The following is an 18,153-nucleotide window of genomic DNA, read 5'->3' as shown; positions in this document are numbered from 1 at the left end:
TTAGCTGGCCAGCGCGGCGGCTGCCTGCTCTGCGTTGCGCTTCGACAGCTCTTCGGCCACGAGGAACGCGAGCTCCAGCGATTGCGATGCGTTCAGGCGCGGGTCGCAAGCGGTGTGGTAGCGATCCGACAGATCCTCGTCGGTGACAGCGCGAACACCGCCGGTACACTCAGTCACGTCTGCGCCGGTCATCTCGAAATGCACGCCGCCGGGGATGGTGCCCTCGGCTTTGTGGATCGCGAAGAACTCTTTGACCTCGTTCAACACGCTGTTGAAGGCGCGGGTCTTGTAGCCGGTCGACGATTTGGTGGTGTTTCCGTGCATCGGGTCACAGGACCAAACGACGTTTGCCCCCTCTTCCTGAACGGCCTTGATCAGACGCGGCAGGTGATCACCAACGGCGCCGGCGCCAAAACGTGCGATCAGAGTCAGACGGCCCGCTTCGTTCTGGGGGTTCAGCTTGTTCAGCAGGACCTTCAGATCTTCGGCAGTCGTGGTCGGGCCGCACTTTAGGCCGATCGGGTTCTGAACGCCGCGCAAGAATTCCACATGCGCCCCGTCAGGCTGACGGGTACGGTCGCCGATCCACAGCATGTGGCCGGAACCAGCCAGCCATTTGCCGCTGGTCGAATCCACGCGGGTCAGCGCTTCTTCGTACTCAAGCAGCAGGCTCTCGTGGCTGGTGTAGAAATCCACACTCTGCAGGGTGTGCTGCTGGCTGCTGTCCACGCCTGCGGCCTTCATGAAGTCCAGCGCGTCGCTGATGCGGGTCGCCATGGCGCGGTATTTCTCGGCCTTCTCGCCTTCTGTAAAACCAAGGGTCCAGCTGTGCACTTCGTTTACGTCGGCGTAACCGCCGCTCGAGAACGCGCGCAGCAGGTTCAGCGTCGCCGCCGCCTGAGTGTAGGCCTCAAGCATCTTGTTCGGGTTCGGGATGCGCGATTCCGGCGTGAAATCCAGATCGTTGATGATGTCGCCACGGTAGCTGGGCAACTCCACGCCATCCTTGACCTCGGTCGGGGCCGAGCGCGGCTTCGCAAACTGGCCCGCCATGCGGCCAACTTTGACCACGGGCACCTTGGCGCCGTAAGTCAGAACCATCGCCATCTGCAGCATCACCTTGAAGGTGTCACGGATCAGGTCCGCGCTGAACTGCTGGAAGCTCTCTGCGCAATCGCCACCCTGCAGCAGGAACGCTTCGCCGCGACCTGCTTTGGCCAGCTCGGCCTTCAGCTTGCGGGCCTCTCCGGCAAAAACCAAGGGTGGATACGAAGAGAGTTTGGCCTCTGCAGCCGCCAGGGCGGCAGAATCGGTATACTCAGGCATCTGCACTCGGGGCAGGTTGCGCCAGGTCGATTTGCTCCACTCGGTCATCTCTCTCTCCGCTTATGAGATGTGAAAAGTGCAACCGCTATACATAACCAGAAAAGCGATGGCCATAACCGTTTTGCCAAAGACCCTTGACGTCGGGTTTCAGACTGGTCGAAATGGCCCCTTAAAATTTGGCGGATGTCACGTCCGCCCCACGCCTATGACGGAGCGCTGGCATGGCCCAGACGGAAAGACTCGTTATCCCGATCGAAAATGCGGGCAACAAACCCAGACATTTTGTCTTTGCCCTGCTCGACCGGTTTACGCTGATGGCCTTCACTTCGGTGGTCGAAGGTCTGCGCATTGCCAACCGTATGGCGGACAAGCAAATCTATACGTGGACTCTGGTTGGCGAAGGCGGTGGTACCGTTACCAGCTCTGCTGGAGTTGAGTTCAAGCTGGATTCCGACCTCGAGGACCTGCCCCGCGATTCCACCATTCTGGTGTGTGGCGGCGTCGAAGTTCAGAAGTCGACGACCAAGCGCTTGCTGAGCTGGTTGCGGAAAGAAGCCCGCCGCGGTGCCCCCGTCGGCGGGCTTTGTACGGCCTCTTACGTTCTGGCCAAGGCGGGCCTGCTGGATGGCAAGCGCGCGACCATTCACTGGGAGAATCAGGACAGCTTCACCGAGGAGTTTGACGAGGTTGATCTGACCAAATCGGTCTTTGTGGTGGATGGAAACCGGATCACAGCGGCTGGTGGCACTGCCTCGATCGACTTGATGCTGAAAATTATTGCAGACGATCACGGCGAAGATTTGTCGAACGCGGTGGCCGACCAGCTGATCTACAGCTCGATCCGGACGGACCGCGACACCCAGCGCCTATCGATCCCCACCCGCATCGGCGTGCGCCACCCGAAGCTGTCGCAAGTCATCCAGATGATGGAAAAGAACATCGAGGAGCCCATCAGCCCCGCCATTTTGGCCAAGGATGTGGGGATGTCCACGCGCCAGCTGGAACGACTGTTCCGCCGCTATCTGAACCGCAGCCCCAAGCGCTATTACATGGAACTGCGACTGTCCAAGGCCCGTAACCTGTTGATGCAGACCGACATGAGCGTGATTAACGTGGCGCTGGCCTGCGGCTTTGCCAGCCCCTCGCATTTTTCCAAGTGCTATCGCGCGCATTATGAAACCACGCCCTATCGCGAGCGCGGCAGCCAAGGCACGCGCCGCAACGAGGAGCCTGCGGATCTGGAATAACCTCTACGGTTCAAGCCGATAGAGTGTCCCGTTAATCTCTGACAAGAAATAGATCGCGCCATCCGGCCCCTCGACCACGTCGCGCACGCGCATGGTTTCGGGGGTCTGGATGCGCTCGACCTCTTGCATCGTGTCTGCATCAACGCGGGCGATCATGTCGAACTTAAGCGACCCGACGAGGAAGTCCCCCTTCCATTCGTCATTCAGTGTACCGCTGTAAATCGCCATCCCGCTGGGTGCGATAGAGGGGTCCCAGTAGAACTCGGGCTGCTCCATGCCGTCTTTGGCAGTGCCCTCGCCGATTCTGGCCCCGCTATAGTGGCGGCCATAGGAAATGACCGGCCAACCGTAGTTTGCACCGCGCTTGATCCGGTTAATCTCGTCGCCACCCCGTGCGCCGTGTTCGTCCACCCACAGATTGCCTTGGGCATCCAGCGCCGCGCCCTGCGGATTGCGATGTCCGTAACTGTAGATTTCCGGCTGCACGCCCGATTGCCCGACGAAGGGGTTGTCCTCTGGAACCGAGCCATCCCGATTGATCCGAATGACGCTACCGTTGTGACGGTTCAAATCCTGCGCCAAGTCCGCATCGCCACGTTCGCCAATCGTCAAGAACAGCGTCCCATCGGTGGCTTCGACGATCCGACTGCCAAAGTGGTTCCCACCGCTGCTGCCTGCGGTCATGACGAACAGGTCCTTCACGTCCGTCAATTCCGTCGCGCCATCGGCCAGAATACCGCGCGCCAGCGCCGTTCCTTGACCGCTTGATAAATTCTTGGCGTAGCTCAGAAAAATCTCTCGGCTGTCAGCAAAGTCCCGCGGCACCATGACATCCAAGAGTCCGCCCTGCCCGATCTCGCGGATTTGGGGCAATCCGCCGATGCGCGTGGCGGTGCCATCCGACAGCAGGATCAAATCTCCTGCCTTTTCGGTTATTAGAATGCCACCATCGGGCAGAAAACCCACAGCCCACGGCGCATCAAAACCGCGCGCCACGGGTGTAATCTCGGGCGCCGCATGGGCGGCCCCCGCTAGGCAAATCGTCAAAGCTAAAATGGATCGGCGCATAGTGTCCTCCTTTACGTAAGACCTAGCATGGCTGAACGGTCTCTGGGCTGACGATTGCGTGTATCAAAGGGTCAGGAGGTGCCGTCGCTTCACCTCTTTCTTTTTCCATAAAGCCGTCCTAGGCTTCGCACCGGACAACGCGTTCCAACTGGGAGAAAAATCAATGAAAAAGCTTCTGCTGGCCACTGCGGCCACCGCTCTGACCGCAGGTGCGGCGATGGCCGAAGGCCACGGCGAAACTGTCAAAATGGGCGTTATTCTGGGCTTTACCGGGCCTATCGAATCCCTGACCCCCGCGATGGCAGACTCGGCCGAACTCGCGATGAAAGAAATCAACGACGCTGGCGGTCTGCTGGGTGGCAAGATGCTCGAAGCTGTGCGCGCAGATTCGACCTGTGTTGACGCCGCAGGCGCAACCGCAGCCGCTGAACGCCTGATCACCTCGGATGGTGTGGCCGCGATCATGGGCGCGGACTGCTCGGGCGTGACAGGCGCGATCCTGACCAACGTGGCTGTGCCCAACGGCATCGTCATGGTCTCGCCCTCGGCCACCAGCCCCGGCCTGTCGACTGTCGAAGATAACGGCCTGTTCTTCCGTACTGCTCCGTCGGATGCGCGTCAGGGCGTTGTTCTGTCGGACATCCTGATGGACAAGGACATCAAGGAAGTCGCCGTCACCTACACCAACAACGACTACGGCAAGGGCCTGAGCGATAGCTTTATCGCAGCCTACGAAGAAGCCGGCGGCACCGTCACCATCAACGCACCCCACGAAGACGGCAAAGCCGACTACTCGGCCGAAGTTGGCGCGCTGGCCTCGGCGGGTGGCGACGTTCTGGTCGTGCTGGGCTACACCGACCAAGGCGGCCGCGGCGTGATCCAAGGCGCGCTCGACACCGGTGCATTCGACACCTTCATGCTGGGTGACGGCATGTACGGCGACCAGCTGGTTGCTGATCTGGGTGACGACATGGAAGGCTCGTTCGGTGCGGTTCCGTGGTCCGAAGGCGAAGGCACAACAGCCTTTGCCGCTATGGCGGTTGACGCGGACATCAACCCCGAAGGCGCCTACACCCGCGAAAGCTATGACGCAGCGGCGCTGATCGCTCTGGCGATGGCAGCAGGCGGCGAGGCAACCTCGGCTGCAGCAGCGTCCAAGCTGCTGGAAGTGGCGAACGCACCTGGCGAGCCCATCCTGCCCGGCGAACTGGGCAAAGCGCTGGAGATCCTGGCGAATGGCGGCGACATCGACTACGTCGGCGCAACCAACGTCGAACTCATCGGCCCCGGCGAAGCGGCTGGCACCTACCGTGAATACGTGATCACTGGTGGCGCCTACGAGACCGAGAACATTCGCTAATCGTTACCTAACGTTACTTAGTGCAGCCCGGCTTGTCCGGGCTGTGCTTTTATGACAAAGCGCCAACGCTTGGAAAATAAGCACGGAGAAAACACACCGTGATACGGGTTGAAAACCTGCACAGACATTTTGGCGGATTCCGCGCGGTGGATGGGGCCTCGCTCGAGATTGCCAAAGGGTCAATTACGGGATTGGTCGGGCCGAACGGCGCGGGCAAGTCCACCTTGTTCAATGTGATTGCGGGCGCGTTGCCCCCAACGTCGGGTAAAGTTTACTTGGATGGCGAGGACATTACAGGCCTGCCGCCCCATGAGCTGTTCGCCAAGGGGCTGCTTCGGACGTTCCAGATTGCCCACGAGTTTAGTTCAATGACCGTGCGCGAAAACCTGATGATGGTTCCCCCTGCGCAAACGGGCGAAAACCTGTGGAACAGCTGGTTCCAGCGCGGCAAGATTGCCCGCGAAGAAGAAGCCCTGCGCCGCAAAGCGGACGAGGTTCTGGAGTTTCTGACCATCACCCACGTGGCTGACGAAAAGGCCGGTAACCTGTCGGGCGGTCAGAAAAAGCTGCTCGAACTCGGCCGCACTATGATGGTGGACGCCAAGATCGTGTTTCTGGACGAGGTCGGCGCGGGCGTGAACCGCACGCTCTTGAACACCATCGGCGACGCGATTATCCGGTTAAACCAGGAAAAGGGCTATACCTTCTGCGTGATTGAACATGACATGGATTTCATCGGGCGCCTGTGTGACCCCGTAATTATCATGGCCGAGGGCAAGAAGCTGGCCGAGGGCACGATCGAAGAGATCAAGTCCAATGAACAGGTGATCGAGGCCTATCTGGGCACGGGCCTGAAGAACAAAGATCAGGTGGGCGCATGAGCGGCTTGCGTAGCTGGGGGGCCGTCTGCCCCCCGTCGATGCGCGGCATCGACTCCCCCCGAGGGTATTTTGACAAAGATGAAAGGGGCGCGTTGTGACTTCGTCCTTTTTGAGTGCAACCGACATGGTTGGTGGCTACGGGCGCGGGCCGGACATTTTGCATGGTGTGTCGATTGAGGTGGATCGCGGCGAGATTGCTGTGATCGTGGGCCCGAACGGCGCAGGCAAATCGACCGCGATGAAGGCTGTGTTCGGCATGCTGAACGTGCATTCCGGTTCGGTGATGTTTGATGGTGAGGATATTCGCACCCTGAGCCCGCAGGCCCGCGTGGCCAAGGGCATGGGCTTTGTCCCGCAGACGCACAACATCTTTACCTCCATGAGCGTGGAAGAGAACCTCGAGATGGGAGCTTTTCTGCGCAAAGATGATTTCGCGGACACCATGGAGCAGGTCTATGATCTGTTCCCGATCCTGAAAGAGAAGCGCAACCAGCATGCGGGCGAGCTGTCCGGCGGTCAGCGTCAGCAGGTGGCCGTGGGCCGCGCGCTTATGACCCAACCCAAGCTTTTGATGCTGGACGAGCCGACGGCAGGTGTGAGCCCCATCGTGATGGACGAGCTTTTTGACCGGATTATTGAGGTGGCGCGCACGGGTATTTCCATTTTGATGGTGGAACAGAACGCCCGACAAGCACTTGAAATCGCGGACAAAGGCTATGTTCTGGTGCAGGGCGCGAATGCCCATACCGGTACGGGCAAGGAATTGCTGGCCGATCCGCAAGTCCGCAAATCTTTCTTGGGGGGCTGAGATGGACATCCTGAATACACTCGTCCTGCTTGCGAACTTCGTGTTCGTGCCCGCCATTGCCTATGGCAGTCAGTTGGCGCTCGGGGCGCTGGGGGTCACGCTGATCTATGGCATCCTACGGTTCTCGAACTTTGCCCACGGGGACACCATGGCCTTTGGCACGATGGTGACGGTGCTGGTGACGTGGCTTCTGCAGAGCTGGGGTGTCTCGCTTGGGCCGCTGCCCACGGCGCTGCTGGCCCTGCCCTTTAGTATTGCGGTGACGGCGGCGCTGGTGCTGTGGACGGACCGCGTGGTTTACAAATTCTATCGCAAACAAAAGGCCAAACCGGTCATTCTGGTGATCGTGTCCATGGGCGTGATGTTTGTGATGAACGGTCTGGTGCGTTTTATCATCGGGCCCGATGACCAGCGGTTTGCGGATGGCGAACGCTTCATCATCGGCGCGCGAGATTTCAAGAAGATGACCGGTCTGGACGAAGGCTTGGCGATCAAAACCTCCCAAGGACTGACGGTCGTGACCGCAGTGTTGGTCGTAGCCGCTCTGTTCTGGTTCCTGAACCACACACGCACCGGCAAATCCATGCGCGCCTATTCGGACAACGAAGATCTGGCATTGCTGTCAGGGATCAACCCCGAGCGGGTGGTTGCTGTGACGTGGATCCTCGTGGCGGCTTTGGCCACGGTCGCAGGTGTGCTCTATGGCCTCGACAAGAGCTTCAAACCCTTCACGTATTTCCAGCTCCTGCTGCCGATTTTTGCTTCTGCCATTGTGGGCGGCTTGGGCAGTCCTTTGGGCGCAATCGCGGGTGGTTTTGTCATCGCCTTCTCCGAGGTGACCATCACCTATGCATGGAAAAAGGCCGCGGGTTACATGCTGCCTGAATCGCTGGCGCCCGATGGGCTGATGCAGCTCTTGGCGGTCGATTACAAATTCGCTGTCAGCTTTGTCATTCTGGTGGTGGTGTTGCTGTTCAAGCCCACCGGCCTGTTCAAGGGGAAATCGGTATGAACGACACCGTGAAAACAACCGCGCTGTTCGGTCTGGTGGCGGTGCTGATCCTTGGCACCGGCTTTTTCCAAAGCTGGAACTCGGCGCTTGGCATTCTGAACATGGGTCTGATCAGTGCGATCATGGCGATGGGCGTGAACCTGCAATGGGGCTTTGCGGGCCTGTTTAACGTCGGGATCATGGGATTTGTCGGGCTTGGCGGTCTGGCGACTGTGCTCGTGTCCATGCCGCCCGTACCGGCCGCTTGGGCGGCTGGAGGCGTCAACATTTGGGTCGCACTTCTGGTTGGGGCGCTTTCTTTGGCAGCTGTGATCTTGGTGCGCTCGCGCATGCCCCAAGGCAACCTGCGCGCTGTCGTGACTTGGGTTCTGCTGATCGCAGGATTTGCCATCTACCGCAGTCTGTTTGATCCTGCGCGCGACGCCATCGAAAAGGTGAACCCCGCCCTAGAGGGATACCTCGGCGGCCTTGGCCTGCCCGTTCTGTTGGCGTGGCCTGTGGGCGGTTTGCTGGCTGCGGGCGCCGCGTGGATTATCGGCAAAACCGCTTTGGGTCTGCGCAGCGACTATCTGGCCATCGCGACCCTTGGCATTGCCGAGATCATGATCGCGATCATGAAGAACGAAGACTGGCTGGCGCGCGGTGTGAAAAACGTAAACGGTCTGCCGCGTCCGCTGCCCTACGAGATTGATCTGCAAGCCGATCCGTCCTTTGTGGAAAAGGCAGCGTCGTTCGGGCTGGACCCAGTGACCGCGTCAACGCTCTACGTCAAGCTGGGGTATAGCGTTCTGTTCACCATCGTACTGCTGATCATCCTGTTCCTGATGCAGCGCTCGCTGCACAGCCCTTGGGGACGGATGATGCGCGCGATCCGCGATAACGAAGACGCCGCCCGCGCGATGGGCAAAAACGTGACCCGTCGCCATTTGCAAATCTTCATCCTCGGCTCTGCGATCTGCGGCCTGGCGGGTGCGATGATGACCACGCTGGACGGACAGTTGACACCGGGCACCTATCAGCCCCTGCGCTACACCTTCCTGATTTGGGTGATGGTGATCGTGGGCGGGTCGGGCAACAACCTGGGCGCGGTGCTCGGGGGGTTCCTGATCTGGTTCCTTTGGGTGCAGGTCGAACCCTTTGGCCGCTGGCTGATGGAGCTCGTGACCGCTGGCATGGAGCCTGGCAATGCTCTGCGCGAGCACCTGCTGGCATCCGCTGCGCATATGCGTTTGCTGACCATGGGGCTTGTGATGCTGGTGATGCTCAGGTTTAGCCCGCGCGGCTTGCTGCCTGAGAAATAAGGTACAAGGGCGCTCTGATCAGAGCGCCCTTTCTCTTTTCAGGACCTGCGGTCTAGCGGGCTTTGAACAGCCCGCCAAGGATACCGCGGACAATCCGCCGCCCCGTGGTGCCCTTCAGTTCTTTGACCAACGCCTCTGTCAGCGCGCCACTAAAGCTATCATCGCGGCTCATGCGCTTGGAAGTCGACCGGCTGACCCGCGATCCCGTATAGCGCCGCGCAGTGCGGTATTCCCGCTCTTGAGCTTCGACCTGATCTTCTTGGGCCTCGGCCTGTGCTGCAGCCGCCGCCGCGGCGTCCGCCCGCTTGGTCAGGATTTCATGGGCGCTCTCGCGGTCCACGGCTTGATCGTATTTGGCCGACATGGGTGACGCGGCTATCAGCGCGCCTCGCTCCGCCACGGTCAAGGGTCCGATGCGCGAAGACGGCGGACGGATCAACGTTCGCTCTGACATCCCCGGCACGCCCTTTTTCTCCAAAAACGAAGTCACCGCCTCGCCGACTCCGACCTCGCGGATCGCTTCTTCGACGCTAAAGGCTGGGTTCTCGCGATAGGTCTCGGCGGCCAGCTTTAGGTTCTTTTTGTCCCGCGCGGTAAAGGCCCTCAGGGCGTGCTGGATCCGGTTGCCAAGCTGGCCCAGAATATCCTCGGGGATGTCGGCCGGATGCTGCGTGATAAAGTAAACGCCAACACCTTTGGACCGGATCAGCCGCGCCACCTGCTCGACCTTGTCCACCAGGGCTTTGGGCGTGCCGTCGAACAGAAGATGCGCCTCGTCGAAAAAGAACACCAGCTTTGGCTTGTCCGGATCGCCGACCTCTGGCAACTCTTCGAAGAGTTCCGACAATAGCCAGAACAGGAACGTCGCATAGAGGCGCGGTGCCTGCATCAAGCGGTCAGAGGCCAGAATATTCACCGCTCCGCGCCCCGTGTTATCCATGCGCATCAGATCAGCCAGTTCCAGCGCAGGCTCGCCGAAGAAGCCAGACGCTCCCTCATTCTCGAGCATCAGAATAGACCGCTGGATCGCGCCCACACTCGCCGGAGAGATGTTGCCGTACCGCATGGAAATCTCTGACCGGTTGTCCCCTAGCCAAACCAGCATCGTCCGCAGATCGTCCAAGTCTAGCAGCGGCAACCCTTGCTCGTCTGCAATTCGGAACGCGATGTTCAGCACGCCCTCTTGCACCTCGGTCAAGTCAAGCATCCGCGACAAGAGCAATGGGCCCATCTCGGCCACGGTTGCGCGCACGGGGTGACCTTGCTGCCCCCACAGATCCCAGAATGTGACGGGTGCCGCGCTGTAGGTCAGGTCGAGCCCGATTTTCTGCGCGCGTTCCATAAACGGTGCATGCAATTTGTGCGTTTCCGCCCCCGCCGCGCCAAGGCCGGACAGATCGCCTTTGACGTCCGACACAAAGACCGGAACACCGGCATCAGAAAAGGCCTGCGCCAGAATCTGCACGGTCACAGTCTTGCCCGTGCCTGTCGCGCCGGCGATAAGCCCGTGCCTATTTGCATATTTCAGCACAAGTTGTTGCGCCTCACCGTATTCTAAACCACCACCACCAACAAAAATGCCATCCAACATGCCGAAACTCCCTTGGGTACGGTCCGACAATACAGCGTTAACCAACTGGTGCCAGCATTGGGTTGTGTCGTGATGAAGGGCACATTTCCTCCCTGTTGAACTGGCCGCGCCCTTGAAAAGGCGCGGCTTTTTTCGCGTTTTGATATCAAGAAAAAGATTGTTGAAGATAACTGAAGTTTATCTGTTGACGATCCCGAGAGGACTTCGTAGCGTTCGGTCAATTACTAAGTCGGCCAGTCCGACAGGGAGCAAAAAATGAAAGGAGGCCTACGGTCTCCTTTCTTATTTTCTGCACGACAGGGTCATCTTTAATTGCCCGCAACATCCTGCCTTCACGATTATTTTCATAGAATCCGGACTGCCATCAGACGCCAACCCGTGTTAGGCATTTGCCAAAGAAATTTGAGACACTGGGGAAACAAATGCCCAAGCACTATCTGAGCCTAACTCTTGCCACCATTCTCGCTCTGGGAACGCCTGCACTGGCGCAGGACGACGCAGCCCCTGCGGCTGATGTCGATCTGGGCACCGAGGTCGCAGAGCAGGGCAACGCTCTGGGAACAACCTACGACGCCGAAACCAGCGGTGACTGGATTGTGCGCTGCCTGCGGACCGAGCAAGAGCAAGATCCCTGTGAAATGAACCAGATGCTCGACGATGGCGAGGGCAACACCGTGGCCGAAGTCAGCCTGTTCAAGCTTCCCGAAGGTCAGGCCGCGGCCGCTGGCGCAACCATCGCGACGCCGCTTGAGACGTTGCTAACCGAGCAATTGATGATCTCGGTCGATGGCGGCGCAGCCAAGAAATACCCCTTCCGCTTCTGCACCCAGCAAGGCTGCTTTGCGCAGATCGGCTTTACTGCAGCGGAACTGGACGCTTTCAAAAAGGGTAAAGAAGCCAGCCTCGTCATCGTGCCCCGTGTTGCACCGGACCAGCAGGTCACCTTGACCATGTCGCTGTCGGGCTTCACCAGCGCCTTTGACGCGATCCCCGCGCGCTGATTTGACAGTCTCACGCAAACAAAAAGGCCGCCTCATTTCGGCGGCCTTTTTTGTTGAGCGTTGTCTCCGGCTCAGTGCTTGCGCAGCGCCAACACGGCATTCAATCCTCCGAAGGCGAAGGCGTTTGACAGGACCACGTCAACGTTGGCCTCGCGGGACTCGTTCGGAACGACGTCGAGCGCACATTCCGGATCGGGCTCCTCGTAGCCTATGGTCGGCGCAATGATGCCATCCCGCAGCGCCATGATGCACGCCAAGAGCTCCACCGCGCCGGTGCCGCCAATCAGGTGCCCATGCATGGATTTGGTCGAAGAGATCATCAATTCGTCCGCGTGATGGCCAAAAACATCCGCAACTGCCGCGCATTCGGTTTTGTCATTCGCTGCTGTGCCAGTGCCGTGCGCGTTGATGTAACCGACCTGCGATTTGTCTATTTTGCCATCCGCCAGAGCCCCAGAAATCGCTCGTGCTGCACCCTGCTTGGACGGCATCACGATATCGCCCGCGTCAGAGGTCATCGCAAAGCCACTGACTTCACACAGAATATCCGCGCCTCTTTTCTTCGCATGTTCGTATTCTTCGAACACAAAGATCGCTGCACCTTCGCCCTGAACCATGCCATTGCGGTTTGCAGAGAACGGGCGGCAAGCGTCTTTGGACATGACACGCAGCCCTTCCCACGCCTTCAGGCCACCAAAGCACAACATCGATTCCGAGCCGCCTGTGATCATCACATCCGACATCCCTGCGCGCACCATGTGAAAGGCTTGGCCCATGGCGTGGTTCGAACTCGCACAGGCAGTCGCCACGGTGTAAGACGGACCCTTTAGGTTATGGGCCATCGAAATGTGGCTGGCCGCAGCATTGTTCATCAACTTGGGCACGACAAAGGGGTGAACGCGGTTTTTGCCCTCTTCGTAGACGGTGCGGTAATTCTCGTCCGAAGTCTGCAAGCCGCCGCCTGCCGTCCCTAGCACCACGCCAGATCGCGCGGCCAGATCACCGGTAAAGGTCAGACCTGACTGCTTCAGCGCCTCTTCCGCCGCGATCATCGCGAATTGGGTGTAGCGGTCGTACAGCGCGATCTGCTGGCGGTTCCAGCGATCCTCGGGGTGGTAGTCTAAAATTTGGCCGCCAATGCGGATGGCCAGCCGATCCAGATCGCGGATGTCCAGCTCTGCGATGCCACACTGGCCTTCGCGCATGGCTTCCATAGTCTTGGGCACGTCCGCGCCAAGCGGGTTAATCGTGCCCGCGCCGGTGATGACGACGCGTCTCACGACTGCTCCGCAACCAATTTTTCAACTGCGTCCACGATTGCCTGGACAGAACTGATGTCAAAGTCGCTTTCCGAGGGATCGTTGGCGTTGAACGGAACCGAGATATCAAAGGCTTCTTCGATGGCAAAAATGCTCTCGACCAGACCCATGCTGTCGATCCCAAGGTCCTCTAGGGTGCTATCCATGGTCACGTCCGACGGCTCCAAAACGGCCTGCTCGGCGATGATTGCGATAACTTTATCCTTCACGGTCATGGGTTTACCCTTCTCGTTGGCATTATGGCGATTTAGCCACTTAACCCGTCTTTTGAAACAGTTTTCTTAAGCTCTGCAAATTCGCGCAAGAGGCGCGGCAATCTACGCAGGGCTTTGTATGTCTCGACATGGGTGTCCATCTTGACCGCCGGATAGCCGAGCATAGCACGACCCGCAGGAACGTTCGACAAAACTGCCGAAGCCGCGCCGATCACCACGTTGTCGCCGATCTTGATGTTGTCCGCGACGCCGGATTTGCCGCCAAGCACACAGTTGTTCCCGATCACGGTCGACCCCGCCACCGCTGCCTGCGCGCAGAGCAGACAGTCTGTGCCAATGACGACGTTGTGGCCCACCTGAACAAGGTTATCGATCTTGGTACCGCTGCCCACGCGGGTTGCCCGCACGGACCCTTGGTCGATGGTCGAGTTCGCGCCAACCTCAACGTCGTCGCCGATTTCGACCCCACCAAGGGAATGGATCCGCGCCCACGCCTGCGCTCGGGTCCCACTGCTGTCGCCAAGGGTATCGCGAACCTGTTCGACCGCCGACTTCTCGGGCGTGACAAAGGAGAAGCCGTCGCCCCCGATCACCACGTTCCCGTGCAGGATCACACGTTCGCCGATCCGCGTATCGGCCATGATGCGGACACCGGGATGGATCAGGGCGTCAGCTCCGATCGACACACGCGGTGCAATGGTTACGTGGCTGGCGATGACGGCGTTGTCGCCGATCACCGAACCCGCACCAATAATAGAGAACGGCCCCACGCTGGCATCCGCGCCGATCTGTGCAGTCGGGTCAATGATGGCTGTGTGGTGAATGCCGGGTGCATAGCCCTGCCCCGCGTCCATCATGGCGGACAGCTTGGACATGCCATAGCGCGGTCGGTCCATGAGGATCGCGCCCTTCAGACCATAGCTTTGCCAATCTGCACCTTGCCACAGCAACGCCGCCTGAGCAGCGCCCGCTGATATCTGATCCGCAAATTCGGGTTTCATGGCCAACGCCAGATCAGCGCTCGTGGCCGACGCAGGTTCGGCAACCCGCGTAATGGTCAAAGAGCCGTCGCCCTGAGCATCCACGCCCAAGGCGGCGGCGATTTCGGCAAGAGTAAAGGTCGTCATTCAGTGCCTCCCGGCCTAGTCCGGGATTTGATCTAGCCCTGAATGCCGCGCAGTACCACCCCCCGCTGCTCCAACGCGCGCCAGATCGCGGCGTCACGCCCATAGACATCGCGGCGGTATTGCACGTGTCCTTTGGCCGACGTGAATGCGGTCCTGTATATAATGTGTACCGGCACAGGTTCCTTCAACGGAACCGTGGTCTCGCGGCCCGTGCTCAGAACGCTCTGGAAGTAGCCCTGCGGGTCGGCTTCCTGCTTGGCCAGCAAGGCGTAGGCGAAGTCAAAGGGCTTGTGCAGACGCACGCAGCCATGGGAATAGGCCCGCACTTCGCGCCCAAACAGGCTCTTGGCCGGAGTATCATGAAGATAGATATTATAGGGGTTCGGGAACATGAATTTCACCAAACCCAGCGCGTTGCCTTGGCTCGGCGGCTCTTTCAAGCGGAAGGGAAAGGTCTTGCCCGAGTACTGGGCAAAGTTCACCGCCGAGCGCGGAACAACGCGGCCGCGGCTGTCGATCAGGTTCAGGTGACCGACGGCGTTGGGGTTCTTCTGCAGCATCGGCAGGTATTCTTTGACTGTGATCGAGCGCGGCACGTTCCAGGTCGGATTGATGACCATATGCTCCATCACATCGCTGAACTCGGGCGTCCGGCGGTCAAGGGATTTCGCACCGATCACCGAGCGGGTCTCGAACGTGATTTTGTCGTTGTCGATGATCTTGGCCGTGAAGTCAGTCAGGTTCACCAGAACATGGCGTTTGCCGCGTTCTTTGTTCAGCCAACGCTCTCGCTCCATCGCAACGATGACCGAGGCCAAACGCTCTGCAGCTGACTTGTTAATCTCTTCGATGGTGGCGGGTCCTGCCACACCGTCAGCGGTCAAGCCATGATCCATTTGGAACACCTGAACCGCCTGCTGAATGGAGGGATCATAGGTGCTGGTCGCGCTGCGCCCCAAATAGCCCATGGCTTGCAGACGGTTGCGCAGGATGGCCACGCTGTTGCCAGTCGCGCCCGGTTTCAGCGCGCCAGGGACCTTCTGGCCCCAATCGCCCAAGCCCACCTGACGCTCCAGATCGGCTTTGACACCGAACAAGCGGTTATACTCTTGGGTTTGAGGCGCCAAAGCGCGGAAGAACGGACGCGGCGACGATTTCACCAGCGAGGTCAGGTATGACACGCGCGCGCGGTACGGGATTTCCCGCACAATCAGGGAATCGATCCGCTGCGGGACCAGAACACCGGTCTGCAGATCGCGCGCATACTTCAAAAACGTCTCGCTGATTGCGACTTCGACCGCACCTGCTTGCCGCGCAGTCGTCGCATTGGCGATGTCGTTGCGCAGCGCATCAACTTTATAGCTGGCAGTCGGGAGCCCGTGGTTCCCACTGGTTTCCAGCGCTTCGAACAGAGCCTGAAGCCGGCGCTTGTTCTTACCACGGCCAAGCCAGATCGGCTCAAAATCCGTTTCACGATAAAAGGATGCGATGTCCTCGTCCCCGACAGAGGCCTCGGCAATAGCTTGTTTTATTGCTGCACTCTGCGCCTGCGCAGGTGCCCCGACACTCGCAAAGACAAAAGCGATCACAACAACGATAAGCTGTATCCGCATTAGTTTTTTAGCCATTAAGGAAAGCATGGCACGTCCTTTGCAGTTCTGAAAATGTTCACATCAATCATCGTGTCCTGACAGGCTTTGTCCATTCACAAAAGAACCAATCAATACTGGGGAATGGAATTAACCAAGCTTTGTATACTTTGGGTCACAATCGGGGGGTGTTGAGCGGAAAAATGCCAATTGGTGATATCAGTATGGAACCAATTGGATTCGAGCCTTGGTGTGTTTCGGCAGATATGTCATAAAGTGCGCACATCTGGGGATGGATCAAAAATCCGCGAAACTGCGGAACAAGACGAATGGGACAGGCATAATGACGATCACGAATGTGACTCGACGTGGGTTGCTACAGGCTTTCGCTGCGACTGCTGTGGCCGCCGCCCCTACCTACTCTAACGCTTTCGGCTTCCTTCGTGGGTCGGGCGACGTACGTCGTGTTCAAATGTATTCTGGCCGCACTGGCGAGAAGATCAATACGATCTACTGGGTCGATGGGGAGTATATTCCCGAAGCCCTCGACGAGATTAACTATTTCATGCGCGATTGGCGGACCAATCAGGTCAAGACCATCGATGCACGTACAGTAGACATCATGTCTGCGGCGCACCGTCTGATGGACGTGAGCGAGCCCTACATGATGCTGTCGGGCTACCGCAGCCCGAAGACCAACAACATGCTGCGGTCGCGCTCCTCTGGCGTGGCAAAAAATTCGCTGCACATGCGCGGTCAGGCTGCTGACCTGCGTCTTGCCTCGCGCTCGGTCAGCCAGATGGCCAAAGCTGCGGCAGCCTGTAATGCAGGCGGTGTTGGCAAATACAGCCGCTCCAACTTCGTTCACATGGATTGCGGTCAAGTGCGCAGCTGGGGCAGCTAATCGCGCCTCTCAAATCAAGACTCTGCCAAGAGATGAAGCCGCCCTTTGAGGCGGCTTTTTTCATTTTTCTGTGACCCTCTCTTTTGCACTGTCACAATAGCTTTGTCTTTGCGTCACAAATGCTAGGCTTACCTCAGATAATGATTTGAAATCTGATAATTACGTCCGAAATGAGGTTCATATGAAAATCGCGGTTCTAGGCGGAGACGGTTTCGTAGGATGGCCCACAGTGCTGCATCTGTCCGATTTGGGGCACGAAGTGCACATCATCGACAACCTGTCGCGCCGCTGGATCGACACAGAGCTCGGGGTCCAGTCGCTGACACCCATGGACTCGATCCAAGAGCGCTGCCGGATTTGGAAAGAAGTCACAGGCAAGACTCTGCGCTTCCACCTTCTGGATCTGGCCAAAGAATACGAGCGCCTGAAATCCTGGCTGGTCGAAAACAAGCCTGACGCGATCATCCACTTTGCCGAACAGCGCGCCGCACCCTATTCGATGAAAACCGATCGTCACAAGGTCTACACGGTCAACAATAACGTAAGCGCAACCCATAACCTATTGGCGGCAGTTGTAGAATCCGGAATAGACCCACATATCGTTCACCTTGGCACCATGGGTGTGTACGGCTATTCGAGTGTCGGCGCCGCAATCCCCGAGGGGTATCTGGACGTCGAGATCGAGAACCTAGAGGGCGAGAAAAAGGAACTGGAAATCCTGTATCCGACGAAGCCCGGCTCAGTCTATCACATGACGAAGTCGCTCGATCAGATCCTGTTTCAGTTCTACGCGCAGAATGACGGGCTGCGGATTACCGACCTGCATCAGGGCATCGTCTGGGGCACACACACCGAACAGACGCGCCGCGACGAGCAATTGATCAATCGCTTTGACTACGACGGCGATTACGGCACGGTTCTCAACCGGTTCCTAATCCAAGCGGCCATTGGATATCCGCTGACCGTCCATGGCACGGGCGGGCAAACCCGCGCCTTTATCCACATTCAGGACTCCGTGCGTTGCATCGAGCTGGCATTGTCAGACGCCCCCGAACGCGGCGACAGGGTCAAAATTTTCAATCAAATGACAGAGACACACCGCGTCCGCGATCTGGCCGCGCTGATCTCGAAGCTGACCGGCGCCGAGGTCATGAACCTGCCAAACCCACGCAAAGAGGCTGCCGAGAATGATCTCATCGTGAAGAACGAGCAGTTCCTCGCGCTGGGCTTGAACCCGACCACCCTCGAAAACGGTCTGTTGGCCGAAGTCGTTGAGGTGGCCAAGAAGTACGCCCATAGGATCGACCGCAGCCGCGTGCCCGCGGTTTCCGCATGGACCAAGGACATTGCCCCGACGGTAAACCACGATCCCGAAGGCAAAGCGTTGAAGTCGGTCGGCTGAGA

General features: G+C 58.8%; 16 protein-coding genes. 9 read left to right on the top strand and 7 right to left on the bottom strand.

The features are described 5' to 3' along the window. Positions 1-1,374, bottom strand: coding sequence for a class II 3-deoxy-7-phosphoheptulonate synthase (locus tag N4A58_RS03315; RefSeq protein ID WP_293707810.1), 1,374 nt, complete (start codon positions 1,372-1,374; stop codon positions 1-3). 173 nt (positions 1,375-1,547) lie between these two features. Here N4A58_RS03315 and N4A58_RS03310 point away from each other — a divergent pair, with 173 nt between their 5' ends. Next, positions 1,548-2,573 carry a GlxA family transcriptional regulator gene (locus tag N4A58_RS03310; RefSeq protein WP_293707808.1) on the top strand — a complete coding sequence of 342 codons (1,026 nt, stop codon included), beginning with the start codon at positions 1,548-1,550 and terminating at the stop codon, positions 2,571-2,573. Between the two features lie 3 nt (positions 2,574-2,576). Here the strand turns inward: N4A58_RS03310 and N4A58_RS03305 are convergent, their stop codons facing one another. Next, complete coding sequence (locus N4A58_RS03305; protein WP_293707806.1) at positions 2,577-3,641, bottom strand: PQQ-dependent sugar dehydrogenase; 1,065 nt, start codon at positions 3,639-3,641, stop codon at positions 2,577-2,579. A 163-nt stretch (positions 3,642-3,804) separates the two neighbouring features. Here N4A58_RS03305 and N4A58_RS03300 point away from each other — a divergent pair, with 163 nt between their 5' ends. The 5 genes from N4A58_RS03300 (at position 3,805) to N4A58_RS03280 (ending at position 9,003) form a co-directional block, all read left to right on the top strand. Next, positions 3,805-5,001, top strand: a complete 1,197-nt coding sequence (locus N4A58_RS03300) for an ABC transporter substrate-binding protein (RefSeq protein WP_293707804.1) — start codon at positions 3,805-3,807, stop codon at positions 4,999-5,001. 98 nt (positions 5,002-5,099) lie between these two features. Then, positions 5,100-5,882, top strand: a complete 783-nt coding sequence (locus tag N4A58_RS03295) for an ABC transporter ATP-binding protein (protein WP_293707802.1) — start codon at positions 5,100-5,102, stop codon at positions 5,880-5,882. 124 nt (positions 5,883-6,006) lie between these two features. Beyond that, positions 6,007-6,690, top strand: a complete 684-nt coding sequence (locus N4A58_RS03290) for an ABC transporter ATP-binding protein (protein WP_293707919.1) — start codon at positions 6,007-6,009, stop codon at positions 6,688-6,690. Between the two features lies 1 nt (position 6,691). Then, positions 6,692-7,702: a branched-chain amino acid ABC transporter permease gene (locus N4A58_RS03285; RefSeq protein ID WP_293707800.1), complete on the top strand. Its 1,011-nt coding sequence runs from the start codon at positions 6,692-6,694 to the stop codon at positions 7,700-7,702. Beyond that, positions 7,699-9,003, top strand: a complete 1,305-nt coding sequence (locus N4A58_RS03280) for a branched-chain amino acid ABC transporter permease (RefSeq protein ID WP_293707798.1) — start codon at positions 7,699-7,701, stop codon at positions 9,001-9,003. Before N4A58_RS03285 ends, N4A58_RS03280 begins: the two co-directional genes overlap by 4 nt. A 52-nt stretch (positions 9,004-9,055) precedes the next feature. Here N4A58_RS03280 and N4A58_RS03275 read toward each other — a convergent pair whose 3' ends face one another. Beyond that, on the bottom strand, positions 9,056-10,594 hold the full coding sequence (locus tag N4A58_RS03275; protein WP_293707796.1) for a helicase HerA-like domain-containing protein: 1,539 nt from the start codon (positions 10,592-10,594) through the stop codon (positions 9,056-9,058). A gap of 422 nt (positions 10,595-11,016) precedes the next feature. Between N4A58_RS03275 and N4A58_RS03270 the strand changes: the two genes are divergently transcribed. Then, positions 11,017-11,595 carry an invasion associated locus B family protein gene (locus N4A58_RS03270; RefSeq protein ID WP_072706481.1) on the top strand — a complete coding sequence of 193 codons (579 nt, stop codon included), beginning with the start codon at positions 11,017-11,019 and terminating at the stop codon, positions 11,593-11,595. Positions 11,596-11,666: 71 nt separating this feature from the next. On the opposite strand, the gene N4A58_RS03265 is transcribed toward N4A58_RS03270, so the two are convergent. From N4A58_RS03265 to N4A58_RS03250, 4 genes are read right to left on the bottom strand one after another with little or no spacing between them, the layout of a single operon-like run. Continuing rightward, positions 11,667-12,875 (bottom strand): beta-ketoacyl synthase, encoded by a 1,209-nt coding sequence (locus N4A58_RS03265; protein ID WP_293707793.1) that lies wholly within the window; start codon positions 12,873-12,875, stop codon positions 11,667-11,669. Further along, entirely contained in the window at positions 12,872-13,129 is a 258-nt protein-coding gene (locus N4A58_RS03260) for an acyl carrier protein (RefSeq protein WP_072706483.1), read from the bottom strand. Before N4A58_RS03260 ends, N4A58_RS03265 begins: the two co-directional genes overlap by 4 nt. Positions 13,130-13,161: 32 nt before the next feature. Continuing rightward, complete coding sequence (locus tag N4A58_RS03255; RefSeq protein ID WP_293707789.1) at positions 13,162-14,256, bottom strand: UDP-3-O-(3-hydroxymyristoyl)glucosamine N-acyltransferase; 1,095 nt, start codon at positions 14,254-14,256, stop codon at positions 13,162-13,164. 32 nt (positions 14,257-14,288) lie between these two features. Beyond that, positions 14,289-15,869: a L,D-transpeptidase family protein gene (locus N4A58_RS03250; RefSeq protein WP_092464402.1), complete on the bottom strand. Its 1,581-nt coding sequence runs from the start codon at positions 15,867-15,869 to the stop codon at positions 14,289-14,291. Between the two features lie 319 nt (positions 15,870-16,188). On the opposite strand from N4A58_RS03250, the gene N4A58_RS03245 reads away from it, so the two are divergent. Beyond that, a complete protein-coding gene (locus N4A58_RS03245) occupies positions 16,189-16,749 on the top strand; it encodes a DUF882 domain-containing protein (RefSeq protein WP_293707787.1) in 561 nt (186 codons plus the stop codon). Positions 16,750-16,930: 181 nt separating this feature from the next. Further along, on the top strand, positions 16,931-18,151 hold the full coding sequence (locus N4A58_RS03240) for an NAD-dependent epimerase/dehydratase family protein (RefSeq protein WP_072706486.1): 1,221 nt from the start codon (positions 16,931-16,933) through the stop codon (positions 18,149-18,151). The last annotated feature ends 2 nt before the right edge of the window (positions 18,152-18,153 follow it).

Source organism: Donghicola sp. (assembly GCF_025210255.1).
In the GTDB taxonomy this organism is placed as follows: Bacteria; Pseudomonadota; Alphaproteobacteria; order Rhodobacterales; family Rhodobacteraceae; genus Donghicola; species Donghicola eburneus.
This window is presented reverse-complemented; position numbering and strand designations above follow the sequence as displayed.

Excerpts from the sequence above, each read along its gene's own strand:
- N4A58_RS03300 (WP_293707804.1), top strand. The coding sequence starts at position 3,805 with ATGAAAAAGCTTCTGCTGGCCACTGCGGCCACCGCTCTGACCGCAGGT.
- N4A58_RS03275 (WP_293707796.1), bottom strand. The coding sequence starts at position 10,594 with ATGTTGGATGGCATTTTTGTTGGTGGTGGTGGTTTAGAATACGGTGAG.
- N4A58_RS03315 (WP_293707810.1), bottom strand. The coding sequence starts at position 1,374 with ATGACCGAGTGGAGCAAATCGACCTGGCGCAACCTGCCCCGAGTGCAG.
- N4A58_RS03260 (WP_072706483.1), bottom strand. The coding sequence starts at position 13,129 with ATGACCGTGAAGGATAAAGTTATCGCAATCATCGCCGAGCAGGCCGTT.
- N4A58_RS03270 (WP_072706481.1), top strand. The coding sequence starts at position 11,017 with ATGCCCAAGCACTATCTGAGCCTAACTCTTGCCACCATTCTCGCTCTG.
- N4A58_RS03250 (WP_092464402.1), bottom strand. The coding sequence starts at position 15,869 with ATGCGGATACAGCTTATCGTTGTTGTGATCGCTTTTGTCTTTGCGAGT.
- N4A58_RS03285 (WP_293707800.1), top strand. The coding sequence starts at position 6,692 with ATGGACATCCTGAATACACTCGTCCTGCTTGCGAACTTCGTGTTCGTG.
- N4A58_RS03255 (WP_293707789.1), bottom strand. The coding sequence starts at position 14,256 with ATGACGACCTTTACTCTTGCCGAAATCGCCGCCGCCTTGGGCGTGGAT.
- N4A58_RS03305 (WP_293707806.1), bottom strand. The coding sequence starts at position 3,641 with ATGCGCCGATCCATTTTAGCTTTGACGATTTGCCTAGCGGGGGCCGCC.
- N4A58_RS03245 (WP_293707787.1), top strand. The coding sequence starts at position 16,189 with ATGACGATCACGAATGTGACTCGACGTGGGTTGCTACAGGCTTTCGCT.
- N4A58_RS03280 (WP_293707798.1), top strand. The coding sequence starts at position 7,699 with ATGAACGACACCGTGAAAACAACCGCGCTGTTCGGTCTGGTGGCGGTG.
- N4A58_RS03290 (WP_293707919.1), top strand. The coding sequence starts at position 6,007 with ATGGTTGGTGGCTACGGGCGCGGGCCGGACATTTTGCATGGTGTGTCG.
- N4A58_RS03310 (WP_293707808.1), top strand. The coding sequence starts at position 1,548 with ATGGCCCAGACGGAAAGACTCGTTATCCCGATCGAAAATGCGGGCAAC.
- N4A58_RS03240 (WP_072706486.1), top strand. The coding sequence starts at position 16,931 with ATGAAAATCGCGGTTCTAGGCGGAGACGGTTTCGTAGGATGGCCCACA.